Raw genomic sequence first — 23,561 nt, 5'->3', positions numbered from 1 at the left:
TTCCTCTCCTCTTTCTTTGCCAAAGAGTAGGTGATGTCATAGGATGAAGTGAAGTGATATTTATTAGTTTAAGTATGAGATTTTTAGATAATGAAATTGCCACCACTCAGAGCGGTTCACTGTTTTGAATCTGTTGCCAGAAACTCTAGCTTTTCGCTTGCTGCTGAAGAACTCAATGTGACGCAAAGTGCCGTTAGCCACCAGATACGATTATTAGAAGATTATTTGGGTGAATCATTATTTATCCGTCAAGGCAGAAAGCTCTCTTTGTCCGATACGGGCGCACGCTATTTAGAGGATATTAGCCCAGCAATTAGCTCAATTGCGATGGCCAGCCAAAAGGTGCGAGAAGGGGACAAAGGCAGCATACGGTTGGCGATTTATAGCTCGCTTGCCGTAAAGTGGCTTATTCCGCGTTTGTCTGATTTTAAGCGCTTACATCCAGAAATCGATCTGACACTCAATATGGTCGTTGGTGATCCTGAACAGACAGACAGCGTTGGCGATTGTTTTATCACGGTAGAGAAGCCAAAGCGAAACTACATGTCGGTAAAGTTATACGCGGAGACGTTGTATCCGGTCTGCAGCCATAAAATTTGGAAAGAGTTGCAAGATCAAACGATTCCAGAGGCGCTTTGGCGATACCCTATTTTGTCGACAGACTCAATTTATCGAGAGAGAGGAAAAGATTGGGCTGAGTGGTGCAGAGCGGGCGCTTACACCTTGCCGAAAGATGTCGATGTTCAACATTTTAGTCATATGTTGTTGGCAATAGAGGCGGCGCGTTATGACCAAGGCATCGCATTTGCGAATGATTTTATGCTCAATGAAAGAGATAAAGCGCACGATTTGGTGTACATCCCTTCTCATGGATTGGAAACCGGCGACAGCTTTTATTTTATTCATAAAAAGAGTCGAGCCAAACAAGCGGAAATCATCAAACTCACTAACTGGTTGAAGCAGCAATGCTTGTGAAATGACTAAATTGTCAAAATTAAGAAAGAAAGTGGCAAAGTTGTGTCTAAATATTTCATGTTTTATTGAGTTTTTATTCATTAACATCCACTTGGTTTTGAAACCAAGTGAAATGGATAGCATGGCATGCTTAAGGATGGGCAAAACACAACCTCAATAATTAACAGGCAGTGAAATACAATGTTTAAAAAAACATGGCTAATGACAGCCCTTCTAGCAACATGTTCTGTTGCAAACGCAGCTCCTTACGTTGGTGCATCTGTAGGTCAAGCATCGTTTGGTGATGTTAATGGCTCTATCAATGGTGGTGGTACTAACGCTAGCACTAAACTTAAACTTGAAGATGACTCAAGCCTTTCAGGCAAAGTATTCGGTGGTTACAAATTCAACGAATACATTTCTCTAGAAGCAGCCATTGGTGGTTACGATGCTTTAGACGGCAAAGTTGTTACTGTTGGTGATATGAAGTATCTATCGATTCAGCCAAAAGCGACTCTACCGATTGGCGATCGTTTCAACCTTTTTGCTAAAGCTGGTCTTTCTTACTTCAATGCTGAATTCAAAATTAGCAACTCTGTGATTGACGGTAGCGCAGGCCATACCACCATTTCTGACAGCACTGTAACAGGCATGTACGGTTTAGGCGCAGAGTTCGCTATTACTGAAAACTTTGCTCTACAAGTTGAATGGGAATACATGATGCCTGAGCTAGACATTGCGAAATTTGGCAATGAAAAAGTAACGGTTGATGCAGACATCAATGTATTCTCTGTAGGTATGAGCTACCGTTTCTAAGAATACTTATTCAAGTTACCTCTTGGCTTAGTAAACGTTTTTGACTTCTGTTGGTCGAGCTGAGTCCAAGCTTTGAATTTGTTTAGATATAGCACAGGAAGTTTAGTTGCTAAGCGTCCTGTGCTATTTTTTTGCTTTGGAATAACTCTTAGGAATCTTTGTGAACGATGTCAATCTTAGGTATCTGGATCTACTGTTAAAGCACTTTGAACCTCACCAGTATCACCTTGTTACGCTTTCTGAGCTAGAAGCGGTGATTTGCACGTCGAGGCGCAATGTTTCTATTGTGATGAAAAAGCTTGCCACTTACGATTGGGTCGATTGGCAACCTGCGATTGGCCGAAGTAACGCTAGCCGTCTCAGTATTAATATTTCCCTCCAACAAGCGATGACCGAGTTTTTGGTTGAGGAGCTTGGCAGAGGAAGAATGAACTCAATAACGAAACTTATTGATTGGTTCGGTCAAACCGCGGTTAGAGCACTAACTATCGCTTCTGAAAAAGTGAATCGATTGAATGAATCAAATAACGCTATTTTGATTTCTTCTTACCCTTGGGTATCCAAAATCGACCCTGCGAATACTTACCGTCACACTGAATTACACGTCGCGAAAAGCGTTTATGACGTATTGCTGACCCAAAATTCCAATGGTGGTATCGAGCCATCGTTAGCACACGAATGGAAAATGGAAGGCAAGGTAATGACGTTATGGTTGCGGCCAGGCATATATCGCCATGATGGCGAGCCCCTTAACATACAGGATGTGGTTTGGAGTATAGAAAGACTCAGGGAGATAAAAGGACCAGTTCACGAGCTCTGGCAATGCATTGATAGCGTGGTTGCAGAAACATCTAACTGCTTAAAAATTATATTGAAGCATCCGAACAAGTTGTTTCCATACATGCTAGCAACTCCTCATGCGTCTATTCTGTGTCGAGATGTCGTCTCTTTCGGTTCTAGTTATTCCTACCACATAGGGACTGGACCATTTAAAATCAGCGGCTGGAACCAGGAGAGTATGACTCTTGAAGCGCACAAAGAGTATTTTTCAGCACGCGCATTGTTAGATCAAATAACGCTGTCTCATGGTGATGTTAAAACCTTAAATATGTTGAGCTTTAACCAAAGCTCCGATCACGTTGAAGTGGAAAAAATTAGCGCATTTTCATATGTGACCTACCGCGAACGCGCGGAATCCCAACTCACAAAAGAAACTTGGTATCAACTCGCTGATTACATCCATGTGCAAAAGCGAATTTATGATGCGCCAAGTGCCGTTGACAGCATTCAGTTAGAGACTCACGAGCAAGATTTATCAATAACAGATGGTGTTGTGATACCTAAACTGAAAGGTAAAGTGGTATTAGCTGAACCTGTCTGGACGATTCCGAGTTTAATTCGTCATTCCGAATGGTTGCACAGTGTGATTCGTGCAACGGGATTAGAGTTAGAGATCATTGTTATTGATGACATTAGTTTTCCTGAGGTAGTGTCTCACCAAGCAGATTTGCTCTTCATTGAGGAAGTCATGGAAGCACCATTTGAATATGGCATCTTCGAATGGCTGTCGATAGCAACTGGACTGCGTTTTAGTTTTGATCAAAGCCAGATGTTAAGCCATAGAGAAAAGGTTCGCAGGGCGATGGCAGATGATCACTCGCTACAGTCTTTATTAAACCTAGAGAAAGCGCTGCGCGATCAGTACCTATATTTGCCTTTGTTTGTTGGCTACGAAGAAGTGACAAAAACACAGCAAGTGCGAGGTGTGCAGGTGAAGAATACAGGCTATAGCGATTTACATAGGTTATGGATTGCTCATTCACACTAGAGTCGGTGTTCAAGATTATGCAAATGTCCAACGCATAAAGCCATCGAAATGATGGCTTTATAAGGGCGTATCGGATTAGAAGTTGTACGACACACTTGCGCCAACAACCCATTGGTTTGCGCTATCAACGATAGAAGAGTCGCTGATACCGCTGCCTAGGCGCGTGTATTGTGTCATTTGGCTTACTTGCCAGTTGTCGTTGATTGGCATAACAAGTTTGTAGCCCACACCATAGCTTACCGTTGAATCACCTTTGTATGCTTTGCGGTTTGCGTTTGCTTCGCGTTGTTTCACACCAAAGTAGTAATCTACGTAGTCTTCACTTTGATAAGTTAGGTTAGCAAAAGGAACAAAATCAACACTACCGAATTTCATGATGTGGAAGTAAGTCGCGCCCGCTAAGTAACCTTTGTAAGCACCGCTGATATCGTGCTGAAGGTATGTAGAAATGACGTTGTTTTGATCCAGTGTAAAGTCTGCGTTTAAACCTAGATCGACGGCGAAACGGCGTTTATCTGTGCCTTTCAGGCTTTTCGCTGTATCACCGTCGCGCATTACACCACTACCTACAAGGTAGGCACTCATGTTGATTAACTCATTGGTGTTACCGAAGAAGCGGTAGTTAATGCCACTTAGGTCGGCATTAAAGTCGTCACCATGGTAACCACCGTTGAGAATTGGTGCTGTATTATGCTTTTGATCTTTGAAAAGATCGCTGCCTTGAGCCACACCAGCTTCTACGTTCCAACCGCCTTCGTTGTTGTAGATGTTACCGTTACGAATGTAAGTATCGCCAGCGAAAGCTGAGCCAGCAGCTGTCAGAGTAAGTAGTACAATTAATGTTTTTTTCATCATTTTTCCGAGTTGTTCTGTTTTGTTTTGAACACTGTACAAAATGACGTTGTAAGCATCTATCGGCAAAGCGTATGGAAATGTAATGAACAATCAGGGTAAGAAGCAGAATGTTGCTTCAGAATAGAAAGGTTGCTGGAATAGCTTTCGTTAAAACAGCGAAAAAATCCGAGCTGGGGTGGCTCGGATTTGGGGTATTTATCAGGTATTGATACTAACTTCTTACTGTTTCGTTAAGTTGTATAGTGGTGCTAGGTCACCCGTTACTTTTTCGCCATTCATGTCTAGCTTCATAAGTACGTTTTCACCAACAAAGTATTGGTTTGGTGCATCTTCATTTGTCAACGTTACGATGCTGCCATTTGCGTCCCAAGTGAATTGACCTTCAGATTTTGATTGACCGTCTTCTTTGTCTTGGTAGCTTTCTTCAAGTACGTAAGTGCCATCTTGATTTAGTGTGATGGTCATATCGATACCAGCACAATCCGCGCAAGGTAGTGTTCCTTTGTAGGTGCCGTTCCAGTCCAGAGCACTTTGTGCGTTGTGTTCAGAGTCTACAAATGTCTCTTCAGTAATTACCTGTTCTTCTTCTACTGGTAACGTGTCAATTGTCTCAGTCGTAACGTCTGCACTGGTGGTGACTTCAGTTTCCGTTGCCTGAGGTACTTCAACTGCGCTTGTTTCGGCAGGTTTCTCATCTTGACAGCCTGCAAGAATGATTACCGCGCCTGTTAGTGCCAACATTGTCTTTTTCATTTTATCCCTCTTTAAATCAAGATTTTGTATGAGAGTAATAGTAGACATTTATCGAGGATTTGCGTCATCAAAAAGCAATAGAATGATCTAACTATGTCAATAAAACCGGATATGAGCATGAAATTGTCAGGAAAATCAGAACAATGTAAATGTTGCTTTGGGTATCAAGCTTGAGCCCACAGATAAATATCTAAAAAGGGGAGTGGGAGTGAGTTAATTGATAACAGCCCACATTGTTGTGAGCTGTATTATCAACATCATCTAAGAAACGTTATTGAAGCTTGAGCGTGAAGTGCCTCGTTTTGTGCTTCGTTGATCAGAAAACAGCTCCGCAATAACCTGACGATTTAATTCGCCTTTCAAATGGCCGTGCTCATCGATGACGGGCAGTGAATGTTCACACGACATGACTTCAGTCAGCACTTGCTCAATGGCTAAATGTGGAGAGATGATAGGCACCTCTTCATAGATATCATCACGCCAATCTGATATATGAGTTAACTTCGCTGCGTTTAGCAATCCTTGCTGTGTTATCACGCCTTGATAGCCTGCATTGGTCTCATGGTAGGCATAATCACGTTTAACACGTTTCATTTCACTTAGTGCATCTTCAATGGTTTCAGCGCGAACACAGTACGAAGGTGGCTGCATCAGCGTTTCGACTGTCAGTGCTCGCGCTCTATTGACGTCTTTTACAAAGGCTTCAACGTACTCATCGGCAGGATGCAGTAAAATTTCGTCTGGTGAACCTTGTTGGACAAGTTCACCGTCTTTAAGAATCGCGATGCGATCGCCAAGTCGAAGCGCTTCATCTAAATCATGAGTAATGAAAATAATGGTTTTGTGCAGCTTCTGTTGCAGCTCTACCAGCTGATCTTGCATTTCGCTCCGAATCAGAGGGTCCAATGCTGAAAAAGCCTCGTCCATCAACAGTATTTCGGCGTCGGTAGCCAGTGCCCGTGCAAGGCCCACACGCTGTTGCTGTCCACCCGATAGTTGAGCAGGATACTGGTGCTTATAACCCGTCAGTCCAACGGTTTCTAACCATTCATTTGCTTTTTCTAAGCGCGCCTCTTTATTCATTCCCTGAACTTCCAAACCATATGCGATGTTGTCGATAACAGTGCGATGAGGCAGCAAACCAAAGCGCTGGAACACCATAGACATCTTGTGACGGCGAAACTGTTCAAGCTCTTTGTTCGAAAGTTGCATGACATCCACCCCTTCTACCAAAATCTGCCCCATGGTTGGATCGATTAATCGGTTGAAGTGGCGAATCATGGTGGATTTTCCAGAACCGGATAATCCCATAATGACAAAAATTTCACCCTTTTGAATTTGCAGGTTGATGTCTTTTAGTCCGACCGTGTGGCCCGTTTCCGTTAAAACCTGCTCTTTACTATGTCCCAACTTAACGCGCTCAATCACGCTATTGGGCTTGGGGCCGAAGATTTTATACAGACCGCTGATTTCGATAAGTGGACTAGTCATGTTTTGAGTCTCCTAAATGAGCTTGAGTGCGTTTCGCATACGCTTGTGAAGCACGATCAAAAAGGATTGCTAGGGCGACAATTGCTAAACCATTGAGAAGACCAAGAGTGAAATATTGATTGGTAATAGACTTTAGAACAGGCTGACCTAAACCTTTTACCCCAATCATTGATGCGATGACCACCATTGACAGTGCCATCATGATCGTTTGGTTAATTCCCGCCATGATGGTTGGCATTGCAAGCGGAAGCTGAACCCCAAAAAGCCGTTGCCGAGTGCTGGCACCGAATGCGGTTGCGGCTTCCAATACTTCTTTATCAACTAGACGAATGCCCAAATTGGTTAAACGAATAACCGGTGGAATCGCGTAGATCACTACTGCAATAAGGCCAGGAATTTTCCCGATGCCCAATAACATCACAACTGGAATGAGATACACAAATGCCGGCATGGTCTGCATGACGTCGAGTAATGGTGTTACCACCGACTGAATGCGATTAGAGCGCGCCATAGCGATACCGATAGGGATACCGAGTGCAATGGCAAGCATGGTACACACAGTGATGATACTGAGCGTGCGCATAGTGTCTTCCCACATTCCGAAATAGCCAATCAGAATCAGCGAACCAAAACATGCAGCGGCCAGTTTCCAAGAGCGGCTGGCGGCATAAACGAGAGTGGTGCAGACACCTAAAATAATGAACCAAGGTGTAGAAATCAGAAGTTTTTCAAACCAGACAAGAAACGCAAGGAGCGGATCAAACAGAGACTCAATGAGTTCACCATACTCGCGAGAGAAATCTCTGTAGGCGCCGTCGAGTGTTTTGCGAATCGCCCTGAGATCAGAGGCATCCATTTCCGGGAATTCGCTGAGCCAATTTGAGTCAGACATATGTACTTCCTTTTTCTGATATACCTAAGCGCTTTCAAGAAACTTAATTTGGCAAGAAGAGTAGGGCACCTAGGCCAAGTAATGGTCGTTCGACAGGTTCTTTATCGAACGTATTACTCTTTAAGCTCAGGCGAATATCGTCAAACTTCTCTTTTTCGTTCCTTAGGTATACATCCTTTAAATAAAACAATCATTAGTGTTCAAACTAATGATTTGCTTGGATTATAGTTTTTCTTCTTCAATAAAATGAACACATTAGCGTGTATTTGTATGAAAAATCTGCGCAAATTAACGTTTTTATTATCCGGTTAATTAGAATTGATCTTTTTGCTCGTTTGTCATCGAAATTTCTAAATTATTAGATGTCTAATTAATGCTGATGTATTACGTATTTGTCGTGTTGATTTTTGCAAACTTAGTTTATTGGCATATGCTAAAAATGTTATTGGCATATGCCAGTTTAAGGCGTAATTTGACTCTGTGTTTTTGAGGGACAATGATGGCAAGACCAAAGATAGAAAGACGAATATGCGGACGTGCGGCTCACCACTGCTTTAAGCCCAATGGCATTCCATTTAATCAGTTGGAGCAAGTCGCCATATTACCAGAAGAGTTAGAAGCGCTACGTTTAGCCGACTTAGAGGGGCTTAGCCAGCAGCAAGCTGCGGAGCAGATGGGCGTTTCTAGACAAACTTTTGGTAACACAGTAAAAAGTGCAAGATTGAAAGTCGCAAAAAGTTTAGTTGAAGGTCATGCATTAGTTTTTCCGAATGAGGAGTCAAACTTATGATTTATGCTATTCCTAATGATGGTGAGCGGGTGGCAAACCACTTTGTAAAAGCACCATACATCGCTATTTATTCTGATACTGACGGTATGCTAAAAAACTTAGCGAACATTGCTTCTATGCCACAAGCGGGTTGTAATGCGAAGTCTCAGTTGATTCAGTCTCTACAAGGGTACAATGTGGATGCTGTTCTTGTGCGAAATATTGGTGAACGTGTATTGGCAAAGCTACTTAGCAGTGGCACGCCAGTATTTAGGCTGTCTACTCGTAGTTCATTGGAAGATGTGCTTGCGGTTCCAAGAGAGCCTTTGATTGAGCCCTCTCAAGGACGCCCATCAAACAATCATAAGAAAAGTGTTCACAAACAAAAAGGCGGCTGCGGCTCCTGTGGTTGTGGTGGCCAAAAATCTAAACCCTCCTTGTTGGCAAGACCTAAAGCGCTACTCAAAGCAACATCTAGCCCTGCTATACTTAAGCTAGAGTCGATGGCTAATAAGGCAGGTTAATATGGTTTGGTTATTTACCTTTCTTGGTTTTCTCGCAATCATTTTGTTGATGTCACTTGGCGTCATTTTTCACAACAAGCGCATTCAAGGGAGTTGTGGTGGTTTGAATAATGTCGGCGTTGACAAGGTGTGCAATTGTGAAACCTCATGCGCAGAACCTGAAAGGCGTTTATATCAAATCTCAGAGCCTAACTCATCACCTGAGCGCTAAGGCTTTTGGCCCATTTCGGCAAGGTTTGCCGAAACCAGTCCAAATACTTGCTGGTCTGCGGATTCTCTCTGGAGACCAGTATGTTGACTACCTCGACAACGATCCACGTTTTTGCTAGTCCGATATCGCGCGCCAATTCTGTTGTTTCACCTTTCTCTGCGCACTCTATATACTTGCCTGCTACGTTCAAGTAATCATCAAATGTGCCCATGCCCTCGATGAGCGGCGCTAAATCTATCGCGACATGCCCTGTAGAAAAGCGCTCCCAGTCGAACAGCACCAGCTCGCCATTTTGGCGCTGTCCCCAGTTTCCTGCATTGGTGTCTCCGGAGACCAAGTTCTGCCCATCGAAAAGGTGCGCCGATCGTTGTTGTAGCTGGTGGAAGAACTGTTCTGTCTCTGAGCCCAGTTTAAGTGTAGTGAGTGCTTGTTGAGTCGCTTGTGGTGTCCACTGGTGGCGGTGATAAACACCATCTGATGTTGGTGGAAGTCGGTGCAGTTTGACGAGTTGTTCAATGACTCGATCATCTTCAAGTAAGAATGCTTGCTCGACTGCGTGGGGAACGTATTCAATGTACAGAACGTTTTTCTGGTCGTCGAGTTGAATCAAGCGCGGTACGTGTATTCCAAGCGCGTTAAACTGCTCGGCATAGCGTTGATAAAACGCCACTTCTATTTGAGTAGGGTTACGTTTTTCTATTACTTGGACGCCATCTTTTTCGATGAGAAAAACTTTGGCACTGCCCATTTGGTTGAGTTCTTGTTGCGACACCGGACTTCCTGTCTTCATGTAGAGAGAGCTCACCTTAATCGCTGCACTCACGTTTTCCAATAGCCACGACAAAGTGCCTCAAAAATATTAAATGCAACCGTTTAAATATGATTTTGCTGTGAGTGTCTAAATTTTACACAGTCTCGCCTGTACTCCGATAAATTCGTTCTACGCTTACTATTCGTCTTAATAAAGGAGAACCAAAATGGCTGTAATGAAGCAGGATATTCCAAATCGTGTAACGGTTTACCATGACAATATCGATCAAGAACAAGAGCTGAAAAATGCGATGCTGCCAGAGAAACCGCGCTACTTTAACGGTGCTCCGACTTACAAAGCGAACAGCATCGAAGAGTTTGAAAGCAAAATCAGTCAGATAGGTTTGTCTCTCGATAAATAATTTTTCTTTTACCTAAAAGCGCCCTCAAAATGAGGGCGCTTTTTTGTTTATGTGATTGATTTGAATCTTAGGGAATTAACCTTTTTGTGTACTGCCTTGGCAGACCTGTTTTTGCACTGCTGGTGGCGCAGGCTCGTAATGGCTTAAGGTCATACTAAAGCTGCCTTCACCACCAGTGATAGAGCGTAATCGACGAGCGTAATCTTGCAGCTCGTTTACAGGTGACTTGGCTCTGAGTAAGGTGAAGCTGCTGTCGATTGGCTCGGAGCCTTCGATTAAGCCTCGGTTGCCAGATAAATCACCAGAAACATCGCCAACATTCGCGGTTGGGATGTGCAGTTCCATCTGGACAATGGGTTCTAGCACAATAGGATCGGCGTTGTTAATCGCATCTAAAAAGGCTTTCTTACCTGCGATGACAAACGCAATTTCTTTTGAATCGACGGGGTGATATTTACCGTCATAAACGGTGACTTCCACATCCTTAATTGGGTTGCCAGAAATCGCACCTTCCTCTAACGCTTGCAAAATACCTTTTTCAACAGCAGGAATGAGCGCGGTTGGGATGGCGCCACCCACCACTTTGTTGATGAACTTAAATCCGGCACCACGTTCGAGTGGACGAACCTTCAATTGCACTTCACCAAACTGGCCTGCACCGCCACTTTGTTTTTTGTGTCGATAATGCCCTTCGGCAGGTTTGGTGATGGTTTCAAAGTATTCGACGCTTGGTTGGCAGGTTTCGACGTCCAGTTTGTACACGTTCGCCATCTTTTCTAATGCGACTTTGAGGTGAAACTCCCCTTGGCCGCTGATGATGGTTTCGTTGGTGCGAGCGCGATGTTCGATGCGCAGCGAAGGATCTTCACTGGCAATTTTATTCAGCACATCTCCTAATTTTTGCTCATCTCCACGCTTAAGAGGCTTCAAGCACAAAGAATACATGGAGTCAGGAAGGTCCAACGTCTTGAGTTGAACACCATCTTCTTCGTGAGAGTCATGAACGATTGAATCGAATTCGAGATCATCCACTTTGGCTAAAACGCAGAAGTCGCCCGCAAGCGCGCGAGGGATCTCGGTTCTATCTTTGCCCTGCAGTTGATATAAGTGCCCAACTTTAAATGCCTTGTTGCTTTCGCCAATATAAAGCTGGCTGCCCGCATTGATTTCCCCCTGATACACACGTAAGTAGGCAAGTTTTCCCATATATGGGTCGACGCTGACTTTGTACACGTGTGCGACGGTGTGCTCTAAGGTTTCGCAATTTACTTTGATTTTTTTGCCGTTCTTTTCCAGTTGAGGAGGGTTACCTTCGTTTGGCATGGGCATGATCTCCGCCAAGGTGCGTAGCAGCAGCTCGACGCCCGCCCCGGTTTGTGCTGAGACAAAACAGACCGGAATCACATGTCCAGTTCTCAGTGCTTCTTCAAACGGATCATGCAGTTGCTCTGCGGTGAGTTCGGAGCCTTGTTCCAGATACAGTTCCATCAGTTCTTCATCGACTTCGATGACTTGGTCAATTAAGGTCTCATGAGCTTCATCTACCGTCGTAAGTAAGGTTTCTCGTCCCAATTCTGGTTCGAAATAGCAGTCAACTACAGATTCCCCGTCAGCCGAAGGTAAGTTGATCGGCAAGCAGTGGTCACCAAAATGCTCAACGATGTTCTCCATCAATCTTTCTAACTGATTACCGTGGTTATCGAGCTTATTGATGATGATCATCTGACATTTTTGCTGCTCTTTAGCAAAGGTGAATAAGCGATCGGAAGTTTGGTTAAGCGGTGTTTGAGGGTCGATGACAAGGGCGGATGTTTCAACGGCGGGAAAAACGCTGATCGTACGGCCAAGTAACTCGTTTTGTCCCGGAGTGTCGATGATATTGAGCCGGTGTTTATTCCAGCGCAGTGCGACTGGCGTTGCTTCAATACTGTGTTGATATTGGATGGATTGAGGGTCGAAGTCGGTAACGGTATCGCCTTTTTCTACGCTGCCTAAATGGTGGGTGGCATCGCAGGTGAAGAGCAATTTTTCTATCAGTGTGGTTTTACCGGTCCCGGTTTGACCGACAAAAGCGATATTGCGTATTTTATTGATAGGCATAGAGCCTCCTTGCAAGATGGCGTGAAAAACCTACGAATTGCTAGGAAGTGGGTTGTTATAGAAACCCACGCACTGCATTGGAGTAGGGCGGGATTACCGCCTATTCGTTTTCCACGTCATTTTCCGGATGACTCGATGCATAAGATCACCTTCTTGGACTACTGGAATCTTAGCATGCCTCAATAACCATATAATTTATGTGACTTATTTCATGATGGGGCTGATTATTTTTTAATCGAGATCATAAACTCAGAGGTTCTGACTTTTGGAGCAAAACCTCTGGATTGTTTAGGCTATTTGGAAAGAACGATTTCGCCGTCGCGATAAACCAAGCTTGGCGTTACATCTTGTCCTAGTAACACCGGGCCATCAAGATCGACAACGCTCGCCTGAGCTGCAATAGGTAACGCGGCTCGCATCGCCAGCGACGTCCCCAACATACAACCGGACATGAGGCTAAAACCGAGTTTTTGGGCGTCGTCGGCTAATAATAGTGCTTCAGTGAGCCCGCCAGTTTTATCTAGCTTAATATTCACCATTTCATATTTGCCAACCAACTGATGCAATTGCTCTCTGGTGTGACAACTTTCATCGGCGCAAAGTGGAATGGGGTGTGGAATGCTGGCGAGTACGTCATCGCAGTCTTGTGGCAACGGTTGTTCGATCATGGTGATGTCTAACGGTTCGAGTTGAGCAAATACCGTCGCGAGATCGAGGCTTTGCCATGCTTCATTCGCATCTAAAACAATTTGCGCGTGCGGCGCGGCATCGCGTACTGCTGCAACGCGCTCAATCACGTTTTCACCATCCAGTTTTACCTTAAGCAGTTTTGCGCCTTGGCTAAGGTAAGCTTGCGCCTGTTTGGCCATCGCTTGCGGCGTGTCGATAGAAACCGTCATCGCCGTCACAACCGCCTCAGGTAACGTAAAGAGGTCGTGAACCTGCTGCTTGTGGCTCAAAAGCGCGTGAAGATGCCAAAGGGCGCAATCCAATGCATTTCTTGCCGCCCCTGCGGGCAATAACGATTGAAGCTTGCTTTTGAGAGCCATGACATCAGCTTCGCCTTTGGCATACAAACTTTGCAGTTCATGTGCGGCGTGAGAAATCGCCTTAATCACCGACTCAACCGATTCACCATAACGAGGGTATGGCGTGCATTCACCTTGGGCGGTCATGCCTCGATGTTCAATTGTCACTCGGACTACGTGGCACTCTGTCCGACTGCCGCGAGAGATGCGAAATGGTGTCGCCATGGCAATCGTGACAGGTTCTACATGAATTTTCATCTCACTAGTTTCCCCTAAACCGCAGTTATTTTCTAAACCGTAAATGTTTCCTAAATCGTAAGAAGCCTATCTGCAACCGCATCAACGCCAAAACGTACAGGGTCGGTGACGGGCACTTGGTATTTGTCGCTCCAATCCTGGCATAACTGGGCTGCATCTTCTTCGCTGAGCGCCGAAGTGTTTAAGCAAATACCCACTAATTGAGCGTTTGGATTTGTTAGGCGAGCAGCGGCCAGATTCGCTTCTATCGTTTGTTCAATGGTTGGCAAGCTCGCATGTGGTAAGTTGCGGATGTGCGGGCGACCAATCTCATGGCACAGTATCAGAGCGTCAGCTTGTGCGCCGTGAAGTAAGCCCAAACTTACGCCAGCAAACGAAGGGTTAAACAATGAACCTTGCCCTTCGATGATGTCCCAATCGTGATCGGTGAACTCAGGGCTGATCGCTTCTACTGCGCCGGAGATAAAATCGGCAACTACAGCATCAATCGAAATGCCACTGCCTGCGATGAGAATTCCGGTTTGACCCGTTGCTTTGAACTCTGCACGACAGTTTTTACGCTTCAATGCATACTCAATGGCAAGGGCAGAGTACATTTTGCCAACGGAGCAATCTGTTCCTACAGTAAGTACTCGCTTGCCTGCACGAGCTTTGCCATTGCCGACCTTGAGCGGGGCATCATAATGGCGAACATCATACAGTTTGGTTAATCCGCGTTGTTCTAGATCGGCAAGAGGAGAAAATTCCGCCAAACGTTGATGCATGCCCGATGCAATTTCAAATCCCATCTCTGCCGCTTCAAGTAAGGTTGCTTGCCAAGCTTCGGGAATGACGCCTCCTGGATTTGCCGTGCCGAGCACCAGCGTTTTTGCTCCTTGCTGCTGCGCTTGTTGTATTGTCATGTCGGTTAAACCAAGCGATACGGTTTCTGGCGTCAGGCGGATTTGGCCAAGGCAAATCTCAGGTCGCCATTGGTAAATGCCACGCGCGGTTTTTGCTGCAAGTGGATCGGTTACATCGCCAAGAAAAAGTAGGTAAGGTTGAGCAATTTGCATGATGGTTCCCTTCGTCATCGTTATTGCTCATTAATTTAGCCAGACTGATTTAGGAAACCGAATGCTTATTTGTTAGGCAGGTATAACTTCAGGTTATACCTTTAAACCATCTGTTGTTTTAGAGCGGTGATAAATTGCTTTGTCGCAATGGATTGAGGTGTGTGCTCTGCGAATAAAATAGAGACAGAGAAGGACATATTTGGCTCCAAAGCATGCACGGAAACGGCATTATCTTGGCGATATTGTTTTGCAGTCCAAGGGTCTACAATCGCGAATCCTGCTTCGTTTTTCACCAGTTCAGCCGCCGCGGAGTAGCTGCGGACGGTGATGGCATGTTGATAATGCTCGTCACGCGCCGATAAGGTTTGATGCAGCAATAAGCCCAGAGGGTCTCGGCTATCTAAACCGATAATGGGTAAATCGTGACTGATGAGTTCTTCTAAAGTGACGGTTTTTTCTGTGGGTATCGCTGCGCTTTTAGGGGCAATTAGTGCCAAGTTTTCTTTTAATAACATGTGTCCCATGATCGCTGGTGGCGTTTCTTCACCGAACGCAATGGCGACATCCAATTCATGTTTCAGTAAACCTGAGCACAGCTCATCGCGATTAGCCGTTGAGAGCTCAAAGGAGATGCCGTGCTCTTTCGACAGCAACGCGACAGTCGGCGCTAACAAGTGTGCGGCCAAAACAGGCGGAGCACCAACTCGTAAATGTTGAGTTCCCTGTTTGACTTTGTTGGTCAGAGAGCGAAATTGTCCGAGTTGTTGATAGACTTTTTCAGCCTCTGGCAATAAGGCTTTGGCTTCTTGAGTGGGAACGAGGCGACCTTTTACACGCTCAAATAAAGCGAAGCTCAGTTGTTGTTCTGTATGGGCGAGAACTCGAGTGACATTAGGTTGGGAAACGTGCAGTAAGCGAGCCGCGCCTGACACCGTTCCTGCTTGCATAATGGCGTAAAAGACTTCTAATTGCCTTAAGTTCACTGCGATTTCCCCCTGCTCATGTTGGTCACCTCAGAATACCTAACCTTGCTGATAAGCGATAGAGGCAAAAGTGCTGGCGTAAAAATAGGAAGACGATGTTGGTTGCCTTCCTATCTCGCTTTTTCAATTTCTCAACTTCTCAATTTCTATGCTTCACTTTGCTGCTGCATGAAGGGGCAGGTCGTTAAACGGCTCGACGTCTCGACTGAGTAATCCCATCAAAATCACTGCTAATACCATGACAACAGCTGCTATTGCAAAACCGTATTGTGTTAGCTCGTAATGACTCAATATTGCAATCAGGACGTAACTGAGAGATTGAATGGTGGTGGCAAACATGCTGATGCCGCCATCGACGCGACCTCGTTGATGAACCGCTACGGTGTGATGCATCCAGTTGACTCTCGCAATGCGATTTAGCGCGTTAAATACGCCAAACAGCGCCGTAAACAATAAGATGGTCAGCGGGCTCATCGCAAAACTCATCCCGATAAGCGCAAAAGAGACCATAACCATCGAAGCGAACATAATGTGGCTATGGGAGGCACGGCTTAGCACTTTGGTGACAATGAAGCCGGTTAGCAACGAGCCGAGGCCAAAACTGATGTTGAACCCTGCAAACCAATCGCCAGAGATGCCTTGTTCAGAAAACCAAATCGGCACCAGTTTGCTCAAATACGTCAATGCAGGATAAGAGAGGCAAGAGAGCAGAATAAAGCCATAAAATCTGGGTTCGAGACGGAATATTTGCTTGCTCTCTTTGAGTTGCGCGATGAAAGCAACGGATTTTGATGCCCTTAATTGTTGGGTATAAGGCGTCAGAATATAGAACATCGCCGCTAACGCAGAGGCGCTGGCCGCAAACAAAGCAAACTCTTTCATACCCCACATTTCAAGCAAAACAATACCCAACGCGCCAGCTCCGAGGGTCGTGGATTGCATTACAATTTCTTGCTGACCCGAAATTTTCGCATACTCATGGTGCTGATAATTTTCTTGGGTGAAGGCGTTGTTGGTCGTCCATGCAAAATTACTCGAAACCCAATACACCAATTGCGCAAAAGCCAGTAACCAGTGTGACTCAAACCCTAACCAATAAGCAATGAACACCACCAAAGCCATACCCGATTGAATCCATTGATTGAGCACGAGTAGTACTTTGCGTGAATGTCGGTCAATTAAAGTGGAAAAGAAAGGCGTTGCTAGAAAAGAAATCGCGGTGCAGCTCAGAGAAACTAAAGCTACGAAAGTGCCCATGTTAGGTTCGGAAAGCATGACCCATGGCAGCGCCATCATGAATAAGCCAGAGGAAATGCTGTCGAAGAAGCGGCCAGCTAAGTACGGCTGAGTTTTATTTTTCATTATGTTTGCCTCTAACTCCCGATGGATTTCAAAAGGTTGATGTCCAACTGTCTTGTGTTTAACAACCAAGTCGTTCGCGCTGAACACATTATCTTGAGATCGCCGGGGTTTAGCGTTAATTAAGATGGTGCAACTTTAAAACCTCAAGTAAACTTGAGGTAAAGCATTTTTTTAACAAAATTGATACACAGGGAGTCAAGGATGGAAATCAGCGTAGGAGAAGTGGCAAAACGTTCTGGAGTGAAAGTATCTGCCCTACATTTTTACGAGCAAAAAGGACTGATTTCGAGCTGGAGAAATCAAGGTAATCAGCGTCGCTACCATCGCAGTGTGTTGCGCCGTGTTGCGGTGATCAAAGCAGCGCAGCAAGTTGGGTTGTCGTTAGAAGAAATTAAACATGCGTTAGATGAACTGCCGAAACACCAAGCCCCTAACAAAGCGCAATGGGAAGAAATGGCAAGCCATTGGCATGAACAGTTAGAACAAAAGATTCAAAAACTTAAAGCGTTGCAAAACGATTTAGGCGGATGCATTGGCTGCGGGTGCTTGTCGTTAGAAACCTGCGCACTGCGAAACCCAGAGGATGTATTAGGGAAAGACCACTCGGGGTCGAACTTAACGTTAGAAGAAGAGTAGCGATTATCTCTATTCTTTGTCGAAACTGTCGACTACGATCGCGCCCATCGAAGCAGGCATTGTGATGACGATAACGCGTTTTATCGCAACCAAAGGCTCATTCATGAGTGGCAGTTTATCAAGACAGAAAAGAACTAACGCTACCACAACGGCCGCAATGAAGTACGCGATAACCACACGAAAAATAAAGATGGATACGCGATTCTTGATGTGGCTTTGAAACACGCTTTGATACGCGAAAAAACTGAGGAAAATGACAGAAAGACTTAACAGCATGAGCAAGTTTGCCATTGGTAGGCTCTCACCCAATCGCCACGCTTCCTCCGAAAATGAGATCGGGACTGCTAGGGCAAAAGCACCAACCAATACTTGGCTAGCGTCTTCTAGATTAAAGTGGCTGCTCATGCTGTTTATTCCATTATTCGCTTGCTAGATGTAAGAGCTTTTCAAAACGCTCATTACCGTGCAGCAATTCGAGGTCTCGTTCTTCGGCAAGTAAATCACGAATGGATGGGCTGTATTCAATTGCGCGTTCCAAGTCTTCAATAGCTTGCTCTTCGATACCAAGGCGAGAGTATGCACACGCGCGTTGATACAGTGCAGGGCCGTTGGTGTAATCGACTTCAAGTACGCGGTTACAAATGCTAAGTGCCCAATGGTATTCGTTGATTTCCATCGCTGCGTCGGCTTTGTAAGTCAACGCTTCTAAATCACCTGGACGAATTAATAAGATTTCATCATAGATTTCAATACGTTGTTCTGGAGTTTGAGAGCTTTGTGCACGTAGCCATAAGTTATGGATCTCGTTGATTTTCTCAATCTCTTTGTTGTTTTCGCTGATAATGCGAGTTTTGCGTTTTAAATCTCGCTCAAGGGCGACAAACTTTTTCTCATATTCTTGGGCGATCTTCTCCAATCGTTTATCAGCCATCTCTTTGGTGTTGTGTTTAAACTCGCGCAGAGATTGCCATCCGACAAAGGCAATCAGCGATGCGACACCAGCAATGATGTAGAAGAAGTATGTAACGGTCACGTTGGCATAGTTCAACGATTTATCTGCGACCGTTAGCTCGCGATCGGTGATCTCTGTGATCATTCGCTTTTCTAGGCTTTGATAGTCCTGACGCAGCGCTTTTAGTTCATCTAAAATATAGCGTTCCATTAATGGTCTATCTAACAGATCCGATTCTGAATACTTTTCCTCCGATGCCATTGTTGGCAAGGCAAGTATCAGCGAGAAAAAAATACCAATAAATAAGCGCATATAACGTCCTTTCACGAGAAGAGTACAGATAGACCATGCAACAATAGCAAATAGCACAAACGTTTAGCAAAGTTATTACAAAAGAAATAACTGTCGTCTTCGTAGAAGTCATATTCTTGTTGTTTTTCAGTTTGTTCCTGGTGGTTATTTGTTGTGATATCTTTTATCCTCCTTGCGAATTTATGATTAATGGAGTGAGCATGGACGCGCGAGCTAAGGATTACTTAGAACAATTCCTAGAATTATTATCGCCAGAACAAAGGGAAGCTGTACCATCAGTCAGTGCTGACTATTATTGTGCCGATGAACACAACGCGAATGTATGTGCAGACTTGGTTCGTATTGGACAGAAAACTGCATCGTGCAGTTTGGAGCTTTGGTATCGAGATCGTGGTGAAACCATGCCCCAAGTCGGTCATTTACAAGTAGTGACGAATTGGGATGGGGACCCGGTTTGCGTGATACGAATTACTGACGTAAGTACATGCAAATATGAGGATGTAACCGCAGAGTTTGCCTACGCAGAGGGCGAAGGTGATAGAACCTTAAACTGGTGGCGTGATGCTCATACTGCATTTTTTAAAGCTGAATGCGATGAGTTGAACATCGATTGGCATGAGAAACGTACGCTGGTTTTAGAGCGTTTTGAAGTGGTGTATCCCGTCAATTAATCTCTGATAGCAGCACTGATTTGAAGTGCTGCTTTCTTTATTGAGAGACCATTTTTTAGCGCTTTCGAGCGGTCACACTAAACATATGCCAATGTTTTTGGCTTCCTACTACAGTGGTCCCGTCTTCATCTCTTTCATGCAATGAAATGAGGTCGTAACCCTCGAATAAGCTTTCCACTTCCTTTTTTGTTAATGCGGTAATGTTTGGATGCATTTCGGAGGTAACCCAGGAGTCTTTCACTCCCAAGAAATCGCCGCAGAAGATACCGCCCGGTTGTAATGCGCTGTCTATTTTTTTCCAGACTTGTTTGAAGCCTGTGTCAGGGCAAAAGAACAAACTGGTATTTGCGATAACCAAGCTGCACTGAGGGTAATTAAATTCAGTAAAACAGCACTGCGAAACCGAAAATCGCTTATTACCTTCAAAGCGTGTTAAACAAGTTTTTACTGCATCTTCATTGCTATCACATGCGTGAACCTTAAATCCCTGTTCGAGTAGAAAGTGGCTGTCTCGACCTATTCCGCAGCCAACATCAAGAGCGACTTTGCCCTCTATCTTAAGCCGGTTTACGGCATTTTCCACGTTTGGGCGGTGAGGTTGGCTTAAAATTTTCTGATAGTATTCATTCCATTGCGCTGGCATTGAACTTCCTTATGTTGGTTGTGTCCCCTGCCCAAAACTAGCGTCCATTTTGTTTTGCTTGACTGGGGAGGTTTGCAGTATTGGCAGCTGTTATAGCTGATCTTCAATCGGTAATATTCCGGAGAACCAAGCGCCCATTTTTCGCCATACTCCTGCTTCTGGTTCGGAGTCGTATTCTTCGCCTGTTTTTACGTCGGTCCAGACAATGTCCCCGTCGCGCAGAGTTAAGGCATAGGCGTTACTCGACAGTTGATTCGGCAGTTGTTCCAGAAACATTTGCACATATTCTGGCTGTTCGATAACAACGGCCATTTCGGTATTCAAAGCGGCCGAACGTGGGTCCCAGTTCATCGAACCAACGAAAAGTGTTTTGTTATCAATTGTCATTGCTTTAGCGTGTAAACTTGCTCTGCTACTCCCCGTGAGGCTCCACTTACTTTTGAGTTTCGCGCTCGCTTTTACTTCCCAAAGCTTGATTCCAGCTTCGAGTAGATCTTTTCGATATTTTGCGTACCAACCATGCACGGCAAACACATCGTTAGACGCGAGGCTATTGGTCACAATCGTGATATCAACGCCTCGCTTGGCCGCGTTACTTAATGCTTGAGTACCTGCTTCAGTTGGAACGAAATAGGGAGAAATGAGCACAAATGAATCCTCAACACTTTTAACCAATTCCGACAAATTATCAATAAGTTGGCTCTCTCGGGTCGCGACTTTATCGGGCAGATCAAACCATACTTTCGCTTCTCCCCAGTAGAGCTTGAGTTTGCCTTGTTTTAGATCTTGGTACATATCCAGTTGAGTGAAGTCATAGCGGCCGGTTGAAAACTTTTCCTCTAACCGGAGTTTATTGACCTGCTTTTGAATCGCTTGGTCGGTAATTTGCTGTGAATTCGGTGTAATCCATTCCATTGGTATCGAATAGGCGCTATTCCAGTAGAGGTCGAACTGATCGGCAGTTTGTTGTACCGCCTCACCATAGAGCAGAAGATCAAAATCACCAAACTCAACTTGCGATTCAAAAGAGAAGTATTCATTGCCGATATTTCTACCTCCGACAATGGCGGAAACACTGTCTGCAATCAGAGACTTATTGTGCATACGACGATTAAGGCGTTTAAAATCGCTAGCAAGAGCGAACCAACGGGAGTCGCGATACTGATGCGGGTTAAATAAGCGGATTTCTATATTAGGATGTGCATTGAGGGCAGCCATCACATCGTCGTTTCGCTTTTGCATATCGTCAAGCAACAGCCTTACTCGAACACCACGCTTTGCCGCTTCATACAAGCGCCACGTTATTAGCTGACTCGTTTCGTCACCACGGTAAATATAGTATTGAAGATCAAGGCTTTTCTGGGCGGACTCGATCAAAGAGGTTCGAGCAAGAAGTGCATCGTGTCCCTGATTTAACGGTGCAAAGCCAGTTATGGACTTAGGGTCTCTCCCGTAAGCTTCAAAGTACTGCGCAAGAACAGAATCCTTTTGATAACCGAGCTGAAAGCTGGTGGACTTTTCACTGGCGTCATTCAACGATACGGATGAGCATGCCGATAAAATAGTGAGCAGCGAGGGGAAGAGCAACTTGGCGAGCGTTTGTAACAAAGCACATTTCCTTGTCTTACAGAGTGTTACCTACTCCAAATTATAGACTTAAGCTGACGCCACATGCACCCAGAACCGTTTGATAACGAGCGATTAATCAATGAATTGCCATAGAGCCTGCACTAAGTTCAACTTTTAGAGCGCAGATAATCATTTATTTTAATTATCATTATGGCCGTATTGGTCATAATCACTAATATCTGGTGATTATGACCAATAGCACACTGGATAAAATAATGGTTTTTATATAACCATATGATTTCTAATAAATAAATGCTTGGCATGTCATTTGCTGTTTAGAATAAAAGTTAAGTCAGAGCAACTTGCGCAGTTGGTTAATTTTTTGTTAATTTTATTAACTTTGAATTGGCAATAACTATCTAGTTCGCTGCTTAAAAGACTAGGCAAGTGCCGCTTTGATGTTTATTCAAATTCAATTCTCTCACCACCATGCTTACCGGGAGCAATGGACTGAATAAAAGTGTGGTGTTGAAAACAACAATAAAAAAGGATTTTCGATGTTAGCAAAACCCATATTACGTTGGCTTTTACCCTTCGTCGTCGTTGGAGGCTCTTATGCAGGATATGCTGCAATTGCCGCAACTGCGCCGGAAAAAGAGTCAACCAAAGATGCAATTACAGAGCCTACTGTTCAGGCTTCTTCTCTTTTTCCTACCGATCACAAAGTGGTGATTACCAGTCACGGAGAATTAGTCCCTTTTGAAAAAACACACCTTTCCGCGCAAGTTAGTGGTGAAGTTACAAGTTGGCACCCGAATTTTGTGACGGGTGGCATCGTAAAACGAGGAGAGGTTCTTTTCACAATTGAAAGTGACAACTATGAAGCGTCGGTTTTACAAGCTGAAGCCGATTTAGCTAGTGCACGCGCAAACTTGATTGAGGAACAAGCGAAAGCCGAAGTGGCAAAACGTCAGGCAAAGAGACTGAGCGATAAGCAAGTGACGGATCTGTATTTACGCAAACCTCACGTTTTGAGCGCACAAGCCCAAGTGAAGTCGGCTCAAGCGGCACTCAAACGAGCAAAAAGAGAGTTAGAAAATTGCAAAGTCGTTGCACCTTACGATGCGCTGGTTGTTGAGCGTGATATTGGTGTTGGTCAATTTGTTACATCTGGTTCTCGAGTTGCCACGTTAAACAACATCGAAGTGGCAGAGGTGCACGTACCCATTGCCGGTTTTGATAGTGCATTTTTACCTGAATCCATTGGTGAACTCACTGCGACAGTGACGCAGCAAGGTGTGTTTTCTACCACTAGAGAAGGTCGAGTAGTTCGTGATCTAGGCATGATTGATAGCGCTACCCGAATGATTAACATGGTCATTCAAATCGCGGACCCATACGGTGTCGATAACCAGCTGCCTCCAATTAAATTCGGCTCCTACGTTGAAGTGAGCTTCACTGGTAAGGAACTTAAGCACATCTACCGCTTGCCACAGGAATTAGTTAAAAACCGTACCGTGTGGGTGGTGAATGGCGATAATCAACTTCAACCCAGAACCGTCACGGTTTTGAGAGCAGAAGGTGAGTTTTTGCTGGTTGGCGAAGGTTTAGAGCAAAGTGATAAGTTGGTACTGACCTTACCAGAGTACCCTCAAAAAGGCATGGCGGTACAAATCGCAAAAAAGAGTGACGACTCCGAAACCGTCGTACAGTAAGTAGGAGTATGT

At 44.7% G+C, this 23,561-nt stretch carries 24 protein-coding genes; 10 read left to right on the top strand and 14 right to left on the bottom strand.

Annotated elements, in window-relative coordinates; genetic code table 11:
• Positions 1 to 90 precede the first annotated feature (90 nt).
• The 3 genes from R7F64_RS09510 to R7F64_RS09500 all read left to right on the top strand — a co-directional run bounded on the left by R7F64_RS09510 (position 91) and on the right by R7F64_RS09500 (position 3,598).
• Positions 91 to 975 (top strand): LysR family transcriptional regulator, encoded by an 885-nt coding sequence (locus R7F64_RS09510; RefSeq protein WP_262656165.1) that lies wholly within the window; start codon positions 91 to 93, stop codon positions 973 to 975.
• Positions 976 to 1,155: 180 nt separating this feature from the next.
• Entirely contained in the window at positions 1,156 to 1,770 is a 615-nt protein-coding gene (locus R7F64_RS09505; protein ID WP_005373936.1) for an outer membrane beta-barrel protein, read from the top strand.
• Between the two features lie 160 nt (positions 1,771 to 1,930).
• Entirely contained in the window at positions 1,931 to 3,598 is a 1,668-nt protein-coding gene (locus R7F64_RS09500) for an ABC transporter substrate-binding protein (protein WP_017819787.1), read from the top strand.
• Positions 3,599 to 3,673: 75 nt separating this feature from the next.
• Here R7F64_RS09500 and ompV read toward each other — a convergent pair whose 3' ends face one another.
• The 4 genes from ompV to R7F64_RS09480 all read right to left on the bottom strand — a co-directional run bounded on the left by ompV (position 3,674) and on the right by R7F64_RS09480 (position 7,589).
• Positions 3,674 to 4,450: an outer membrane protein OmpV gene (gene ompV / locus R7F64_RS09495; protein ID WP_054576164.1), complete on the bottom strand. Its 777-nt coding sequence runs from the start codon at positions 4,448 to 4,450 to the stop codon at positions 3,674 to 3,676.
• A 222-nt stretch (positions 4,451 to 4,672) separates the two neighbouring features.
• Positions 4,673 to 5,206, bottom strand: a complete 534-nt coding sequence (locus R7F64_RS09490; RefSeq protein WP_005373930.1) for a copper resistance protein NlpE — start codon at positions 5,204 to 5,206, stop codon at positions 4,673 to 4,675.
• Positions 5,207 to 5,467: 261 nt separating this feature from the next.
• Complete coding sequence (locus tag R7F64_RS09485) at positions 5,468 to 6,697, bottom strand: quaternary amine ABC transporter ATP-binding protein (protein WP_005373928.1); 1,230 nt, start codon at positions 6,695 to 6,697, stop codon at positions 5,468 to 5,470.
• Positions 6,690 to 7,589 (bottom strand): ABC transporter permease, encoded by a 900-nt coding sequence (locus tag R7F64_RS09480; RefSeq protein ID WP_005373926.1) that lies wholly within the window; start codon positions 7,587 to 7,589, stop codon positions 6,690 to 6,692. Before R7F64_RS09480 ends, R7F64_RS09485 begins: the two co-directional genes overlap by 8 nt.
• 499 nt (positions 7,590 to 8,088) lie before the next feature.
• Between R7F64_RS09480 and R7F64_RS09475 the strand changes: the two genes are divergently transcribed.
• From R7F64_RS09475 to nqrM, 3 genes are read left to right on the top strand one after another with little or no spacing between them, the layout of a single operon-like run.
• Positions 8,089 to 8,379 carry a DUF134 domain-containing protein gene (locus R7F64_RS09475; RefSeq protein WP_005373924.1) on the top strand — a complete coding sequence of 97 codons (291 nt, stop codon included), beginning with the start codon at positions 8,089 to 8,091 and terminating at the stop codon, positions 8,377 to 8,379.
• On the top strand, positions 8,376 to 8,882 hold the full coding sequence (locus tag R7F64_RS09470; protein WP_005387209.1) for a NifB/NifX family molybdenum-iron cluster-binding protein: 507 nt from the start codon (positions 8,376 to 8,378) through the stop codon (positions 8,880 to 8,882). The genes R7F64_RS09475 and R7F64_RS09470 overlap by 4 nt, the downstream gene beginning before the upstream one ends.
• A gap of 1 nt (position 8,883) precedes the next feature.
• On the top strand, positions 8,884 to 9,093 hold the full coding sequence (gene nqrM, locus R7F64_RS09465) for a (Na+)-NQR maturation NqrM (RefSeq protein ID WP_017635136.1): 210 nt from the start codon (positions 8,884 to 8,886) through the stop codon (positions 9,091 to 9,093).
• On the opposite strand, the gene R7F64_RS09460 is transcribed toward nqrM, so the two are convergent.
• Positions 9,071 to 9,883, bottom strand: a complete 813-nt coding sequence (locus R7F64_RS09460; RefSeq protein ID WP_318071637.1) for an aminoglycoside phosphotransferase family protein — start codon at positions 9,881 to 9,883, stop codon at positions 9,071 to 9,073. The genes nqrM and R7F64_RS09460 overlap by 23 nt on opposite strands.
• Positions 9,884 to 10,070: 187 nt before the next feature.
• Here R7F64_RS09460 and R7F64_RS09455 point away from each other — a divergent pair, with 187 nt between their 5' ends.
• Positions 10,071 to 10,265: a hypothetical protein gene (locus R7F64_RS09455; RefSeq protein WP_005373920.1), complete on the top strand. Its 195-nt coding sequence runs from the start codon at positions 10,071 to 10,073 to the stop codon at positions 10,263 to 10,265.
• A 75-nt stretch (positions 10,266 to 10,340) separates the two neighbouring features.
• Here R7F64_RS09455 and fusA read toward each other — a convergent pair whose 3' ends face one another.
• The 5 genes from fusA to R7F64_RS09430 form a co-directional block, all read right to left on the bottom strand.
• Positions 10,341 to 12,365 carry an elongation factor G gene (fusA, locus tag R7F64_RS09450; protein ID WP_318071636.1) on the bottom strand — a complete coding sequence of 675 codons (2,025 nt, stop codon included), beginning with the start codon at positions 12,363 to 12,365 and terminating at the stop codon, positions 10,341 to 10,343.
• Positions 12,366 to 12,658: 293 nt separating this feature from the next.
• Positions 12,659 to 13,651, bottom strand: a complete 993-nt coding sequence (dgcA, locus tag R7F64_RS09445; protein ID WP_213903205.1) for an N-acetyl-D-Glu racemase DgcA — start codon at positions 13,649 to 13,651, stop codon at positions 12,659 to 12,661.
• 50 nt (positions 13,652 to 13,701) lie between these two features.
• A complete protein-coding gene (dgcN, locus tag R7F64_RS09440; protein ID WP_262671753.1) occupies positions 13,702 to 14,706 on the bottom strand; it encodes an N-acetyltransferase DgcN in 1,005 nt (334 codons plus the stop codon).
• Between the two features lie 101 nt (positions 14,707 to 14,807).
• Complete coding sequence (locus R7F64_RS09435) at positions 14,808 to 15,689, bottom strand: LysR family transcriptional regulator (RefSeq protein WP_047102778.1); 882 nt, start codon at positions 15,687 to 15,689, stop codon at positions 14,808 to 14,810.
• 153 nt (positions 15,690 to 15,842) lie between these two features.
• Complete coding sequence (locus R7F64_RS09430; protein WP_318071635.1) at positions 15,843 to 17,051, bottom strand: MFS transporter; 1,209 nt, start codon at positions 17,049 to 17,051, stop codon at positions 15,843 to 15,845.
• Between the two features lie 201 nt (positions 17,052 to 17,252).
• Here R7F64_RS09430 and soxR point away from each other — a divergent pair, with 201 nt between their 5' ends.
• Complete coding sequence (gene soxR / locus R7F64_RS09425) at positions 17,253 to 17,687, top strand: redox-sensitive transcriptional activator SoxR (protein WP_005373898.1); 435 nt, start codon at positions 17,253 to 17,255, stop codon at positions 17,685 to 17,687.
• 9 nt (positions 17,688 to 17,696) lie between these two features.
• Here the strand turns inward: soxR and R7F64_RS09420 are convergent, their stop codons facing one another.
• Both R7F64_RS09420 and R7F64_RS09415 read right to left on the bottom strand, forming a co-directional pair.
• A complete protein-coding gene (locus tag R7F64_RS09420; RefSeq protein ID WP_318071634.1) occupies positions 17,697 to 18,092 on the bottom strand; it encodes a DUF2391 family protein in 396 nt (131 codons plus the stop codon).
• Positions 18,093 to 18,105: 13 nt separating this feature from the next.
• On the bottom strand, positions 18,106 to 18,951 hold the full coding sequence (locus tag R7F64_RS09415; RefSeq protein ID WP_005373890.1) for a tetratricopeptide repeat protein: 846 nt from the start codon (positions 18,949 to 18,951) through the stop codon (positions 18,106 to 18,108).
• Between the two features lie 200 nt (positions 18,952 to 19,151).
• On the opposite strand from R7F64_RS09415, the gene R7F64_RS09410 reads away from it, so the two are divergent.
• Positions 19,152 to 19,622: an ASCH domain-containing protein gene (locus R7F64_RS09410; RefSeq protein ID WP_318071633.1), complete on the top strand. Its 471-nt coding sequence runs from the start codon at positions 19,152 to 19,154 to the stop codon at positions 19,620 to 19,622.
• Between the two features lie 55 nt (positions 19,623 to 19,677).
• Here R7F64_RS09410 and R7F64_RS09405 read toward each other — a convergent pair whose 3' ends face one another.
• Together R7F64_RS09405 and R7F64_RS09400 are read right to left on the bottom strand one after the other, a co-directional pair.
• The gene (locus R7F64_RS09405; protein WP_318071632.1) at positions 19,678 to 20,265 is read right to left on the bottom strand and encodes a class I SAM-dependent methyltransferase; all 588 of its coding nucleotides are present in this window, start codon (positions 20,263 to 20,265) and stop codon (positions 19,678 to 19,680) included.
• Between the two features lie 90 nt (positions 20,266 to 20,355).
• Positions 20,356 to 21,873, bottom strand: a complete 1,518-nt coding sequence (locus R7F64_RS09400; protein WP_132936994.1) for a phospholipase D family protein — start codon at positions 21,871 to 21,873, stop codon at positions 20,356 to 20,358.
• A 518-nt stretch (positions 21,874 to 22,391) separates the two neighbouring features.
• Between R7F64_RS09400 and R7F64_RS09395 the strand changes: the two genes are divergently transcribed.
• Positions 22,392 to 23,549, top strand: a complete 1,158-nt coding sequence (locus tag R7F64_RS09395; protein ID WP_318071631.1) for an efflux RND transporter periplasmic adaptor subunit — start codon at positions 22,392 to 22,394, stop codon at positions 23,547 to 23,549.
• Positions 23,550 to 23,561: the final 12 nt, after the last annotated feature.

This window comes from Vibrio sp. Vb1980, assembly GCF_033338615.1.
Taxonomy (GTDB): Bacteria; Pseudomonadota; Gammaproteobacteria; order Enterobacterales; family Vibrionaceae; genus Vibrio; species Vibrio alginolyticus.
This window is presented reverse-complemented; position numbering and strand designations above follow the sequence as displayed.

What these genes read in the sequence shown, in the direction of transcription:
- R7F64_RS09510 (WP_262656165.1), top strand. Translation starts at nt 91, where the DNA reads ATGAAATTGCCACCACTCAGAGCGGTTCACTGTTTTGAATCTGTTGCC.
- R7F64_RS09505 (WP_005373936.1), top strand. Translation starts at nt 1,156, where the DNA reads ATGTTTAAAAAAACATGGCTAATGACAGCCCTTCTAGCAACATGTTCT.
- ompV (WP_054576164.1), bottom strand. Translation starts at nt 4,450, where the DNA reads ATGAAAAAAACATTAATTGTACTACTTACTCTGACAGCTGCTGGCTCA.
- R7F64_RS09490 (WP_005373930.1), bottom strand. Translation starts at nt 5,206, where the DNA reads ATGAAAAAGACAATGTTGGCACTAACAGGCGCGGTAATCATTCTTGCA.
- R7F64_RS09485 (WP_005373928.1), bottom strand. Translation starts at nt 6,697, where the DNA reads ATGACTAGTCCACTTATCGAAATCAGCGGTCTGTATAAAATCTTCGGC.
- R7F64_RS09480 (WP_005373926.1), bottom strand. Translation starts at nt 7,589, where the DNA reads ATGTCTGACTCAAATTGGCTCAGCGAATTCCCGGAAATGGATGCCTCT.
- R7F64_RS09475 (WP_005373924.1), top strand. Translation starts at nt 8,089, where the DNA reads ATGGCAAGACCAAAGATAGAAAGACGAATATGCGGACGTGCGGCTCAC.
- R7F64_RS09470 (WP_005387209.1), top strand. Translation starts at nt 8,376, where the DNA reads ATGATTTATGCTATTCCTAATGATGGTGAGCGGGTGGCAAACCACTTT.
- nqrM (WP_017635136.1), top strand. Translation starts at nt 8,884, where the DNA reads ATGGTTTGGTTATTTACCTTTCTTGGTTTTCTCGCAATCATTTTGTTG.
- R7F64_RS09460 (WP_318071637.1), bottom strand. Translation starts at nt 9,883, where the DNA reads ATGAAGACAGGAAGTCCGGTGTCGCAACAAGAACTCAACCAAATGGGC.
- R7F64_RS09455 (WP_005373920.1), top strand. Translation starts at nt 10,071, where the DNA reads ATGGCTGTAATGAAGCAGGATATTCCAAATCGTGTAACGGTTTACCAT.
- fusA (WP_318071636.1), bottom strand. Translation starts at nt 12,365, where the DNA reads ATGCCTATCAATAAAATACGCAATATCGCTTTTGTCGGTCAAACCGGG.
- dgcA (WP_213903205.1), bottom strand. Translation starts at nt 13,651, where the DNA reads ATGAAAATTCATGTAGAACCTGTCACGATTGCCATGGCGACACCATTT.
- dgcN (WP_262671753.1), bottom strand. Translation starts at nt 14,706, where the DNA reads ATGCAAATTGCTCAACCTTACCTACTTTTTCTTGGCGATGTAACCGAT.
- R7F64_RS09430 (WP_318071635.1), bottom strand. Translation starts at nt 17,051, where the DNA reads ATGAAAAATAAAACTCAGCCGTACTTAGCTGGCCGCTTCTTCGACAGC.
- soxR (WP_005373898.1), top strand. Translation starts at nt 17,253, where the DNA reads ATGGAAATCAGCGTAGGAGAAGTGGCAAAACGTTCTGGAGTGAAAGTA.
- R7F64_RS09420 (WP_318071634.1), bottom strand. Translation starts at nt 18,092, where the DNA reads ATGAGCAGCCACTTTAATCTAGAAGACGCTAGCCAAGTATTGGTTGGT.
- R7F64_RS09415 (WP_005373890.1), bottom strand. Translation starts at nt 18,951, where the DNA reads ATGCGCTTATTTATTGGTATTTTTTTCTCGCTGATACTTGCCTTGCCA.
- R7F64_RS09410 (WP_318071633.1), top strand. Translation starts at nt 19,152, where the DNA reads ATGGACGCGCGAGCTAAGGATTACTTAGAACAATTCCTAGAATTATTA.
- R7F64_RS09405 (WP_318071632.1), bottom strand. Translation starts at nt 20,265, where the DNA reads ATGCCAGCGCAATGGAATGAATACTATCAGAAAATTTTAAGCCAACCT.
- R7F64_RS09395 (WP_318071631.1), top strand. Translation starts at nt 22,392, where the DNA reads ATGTTAGCAAAACCCATATTACGTTGGCTTTTACCCTTCGTCGTCGTT.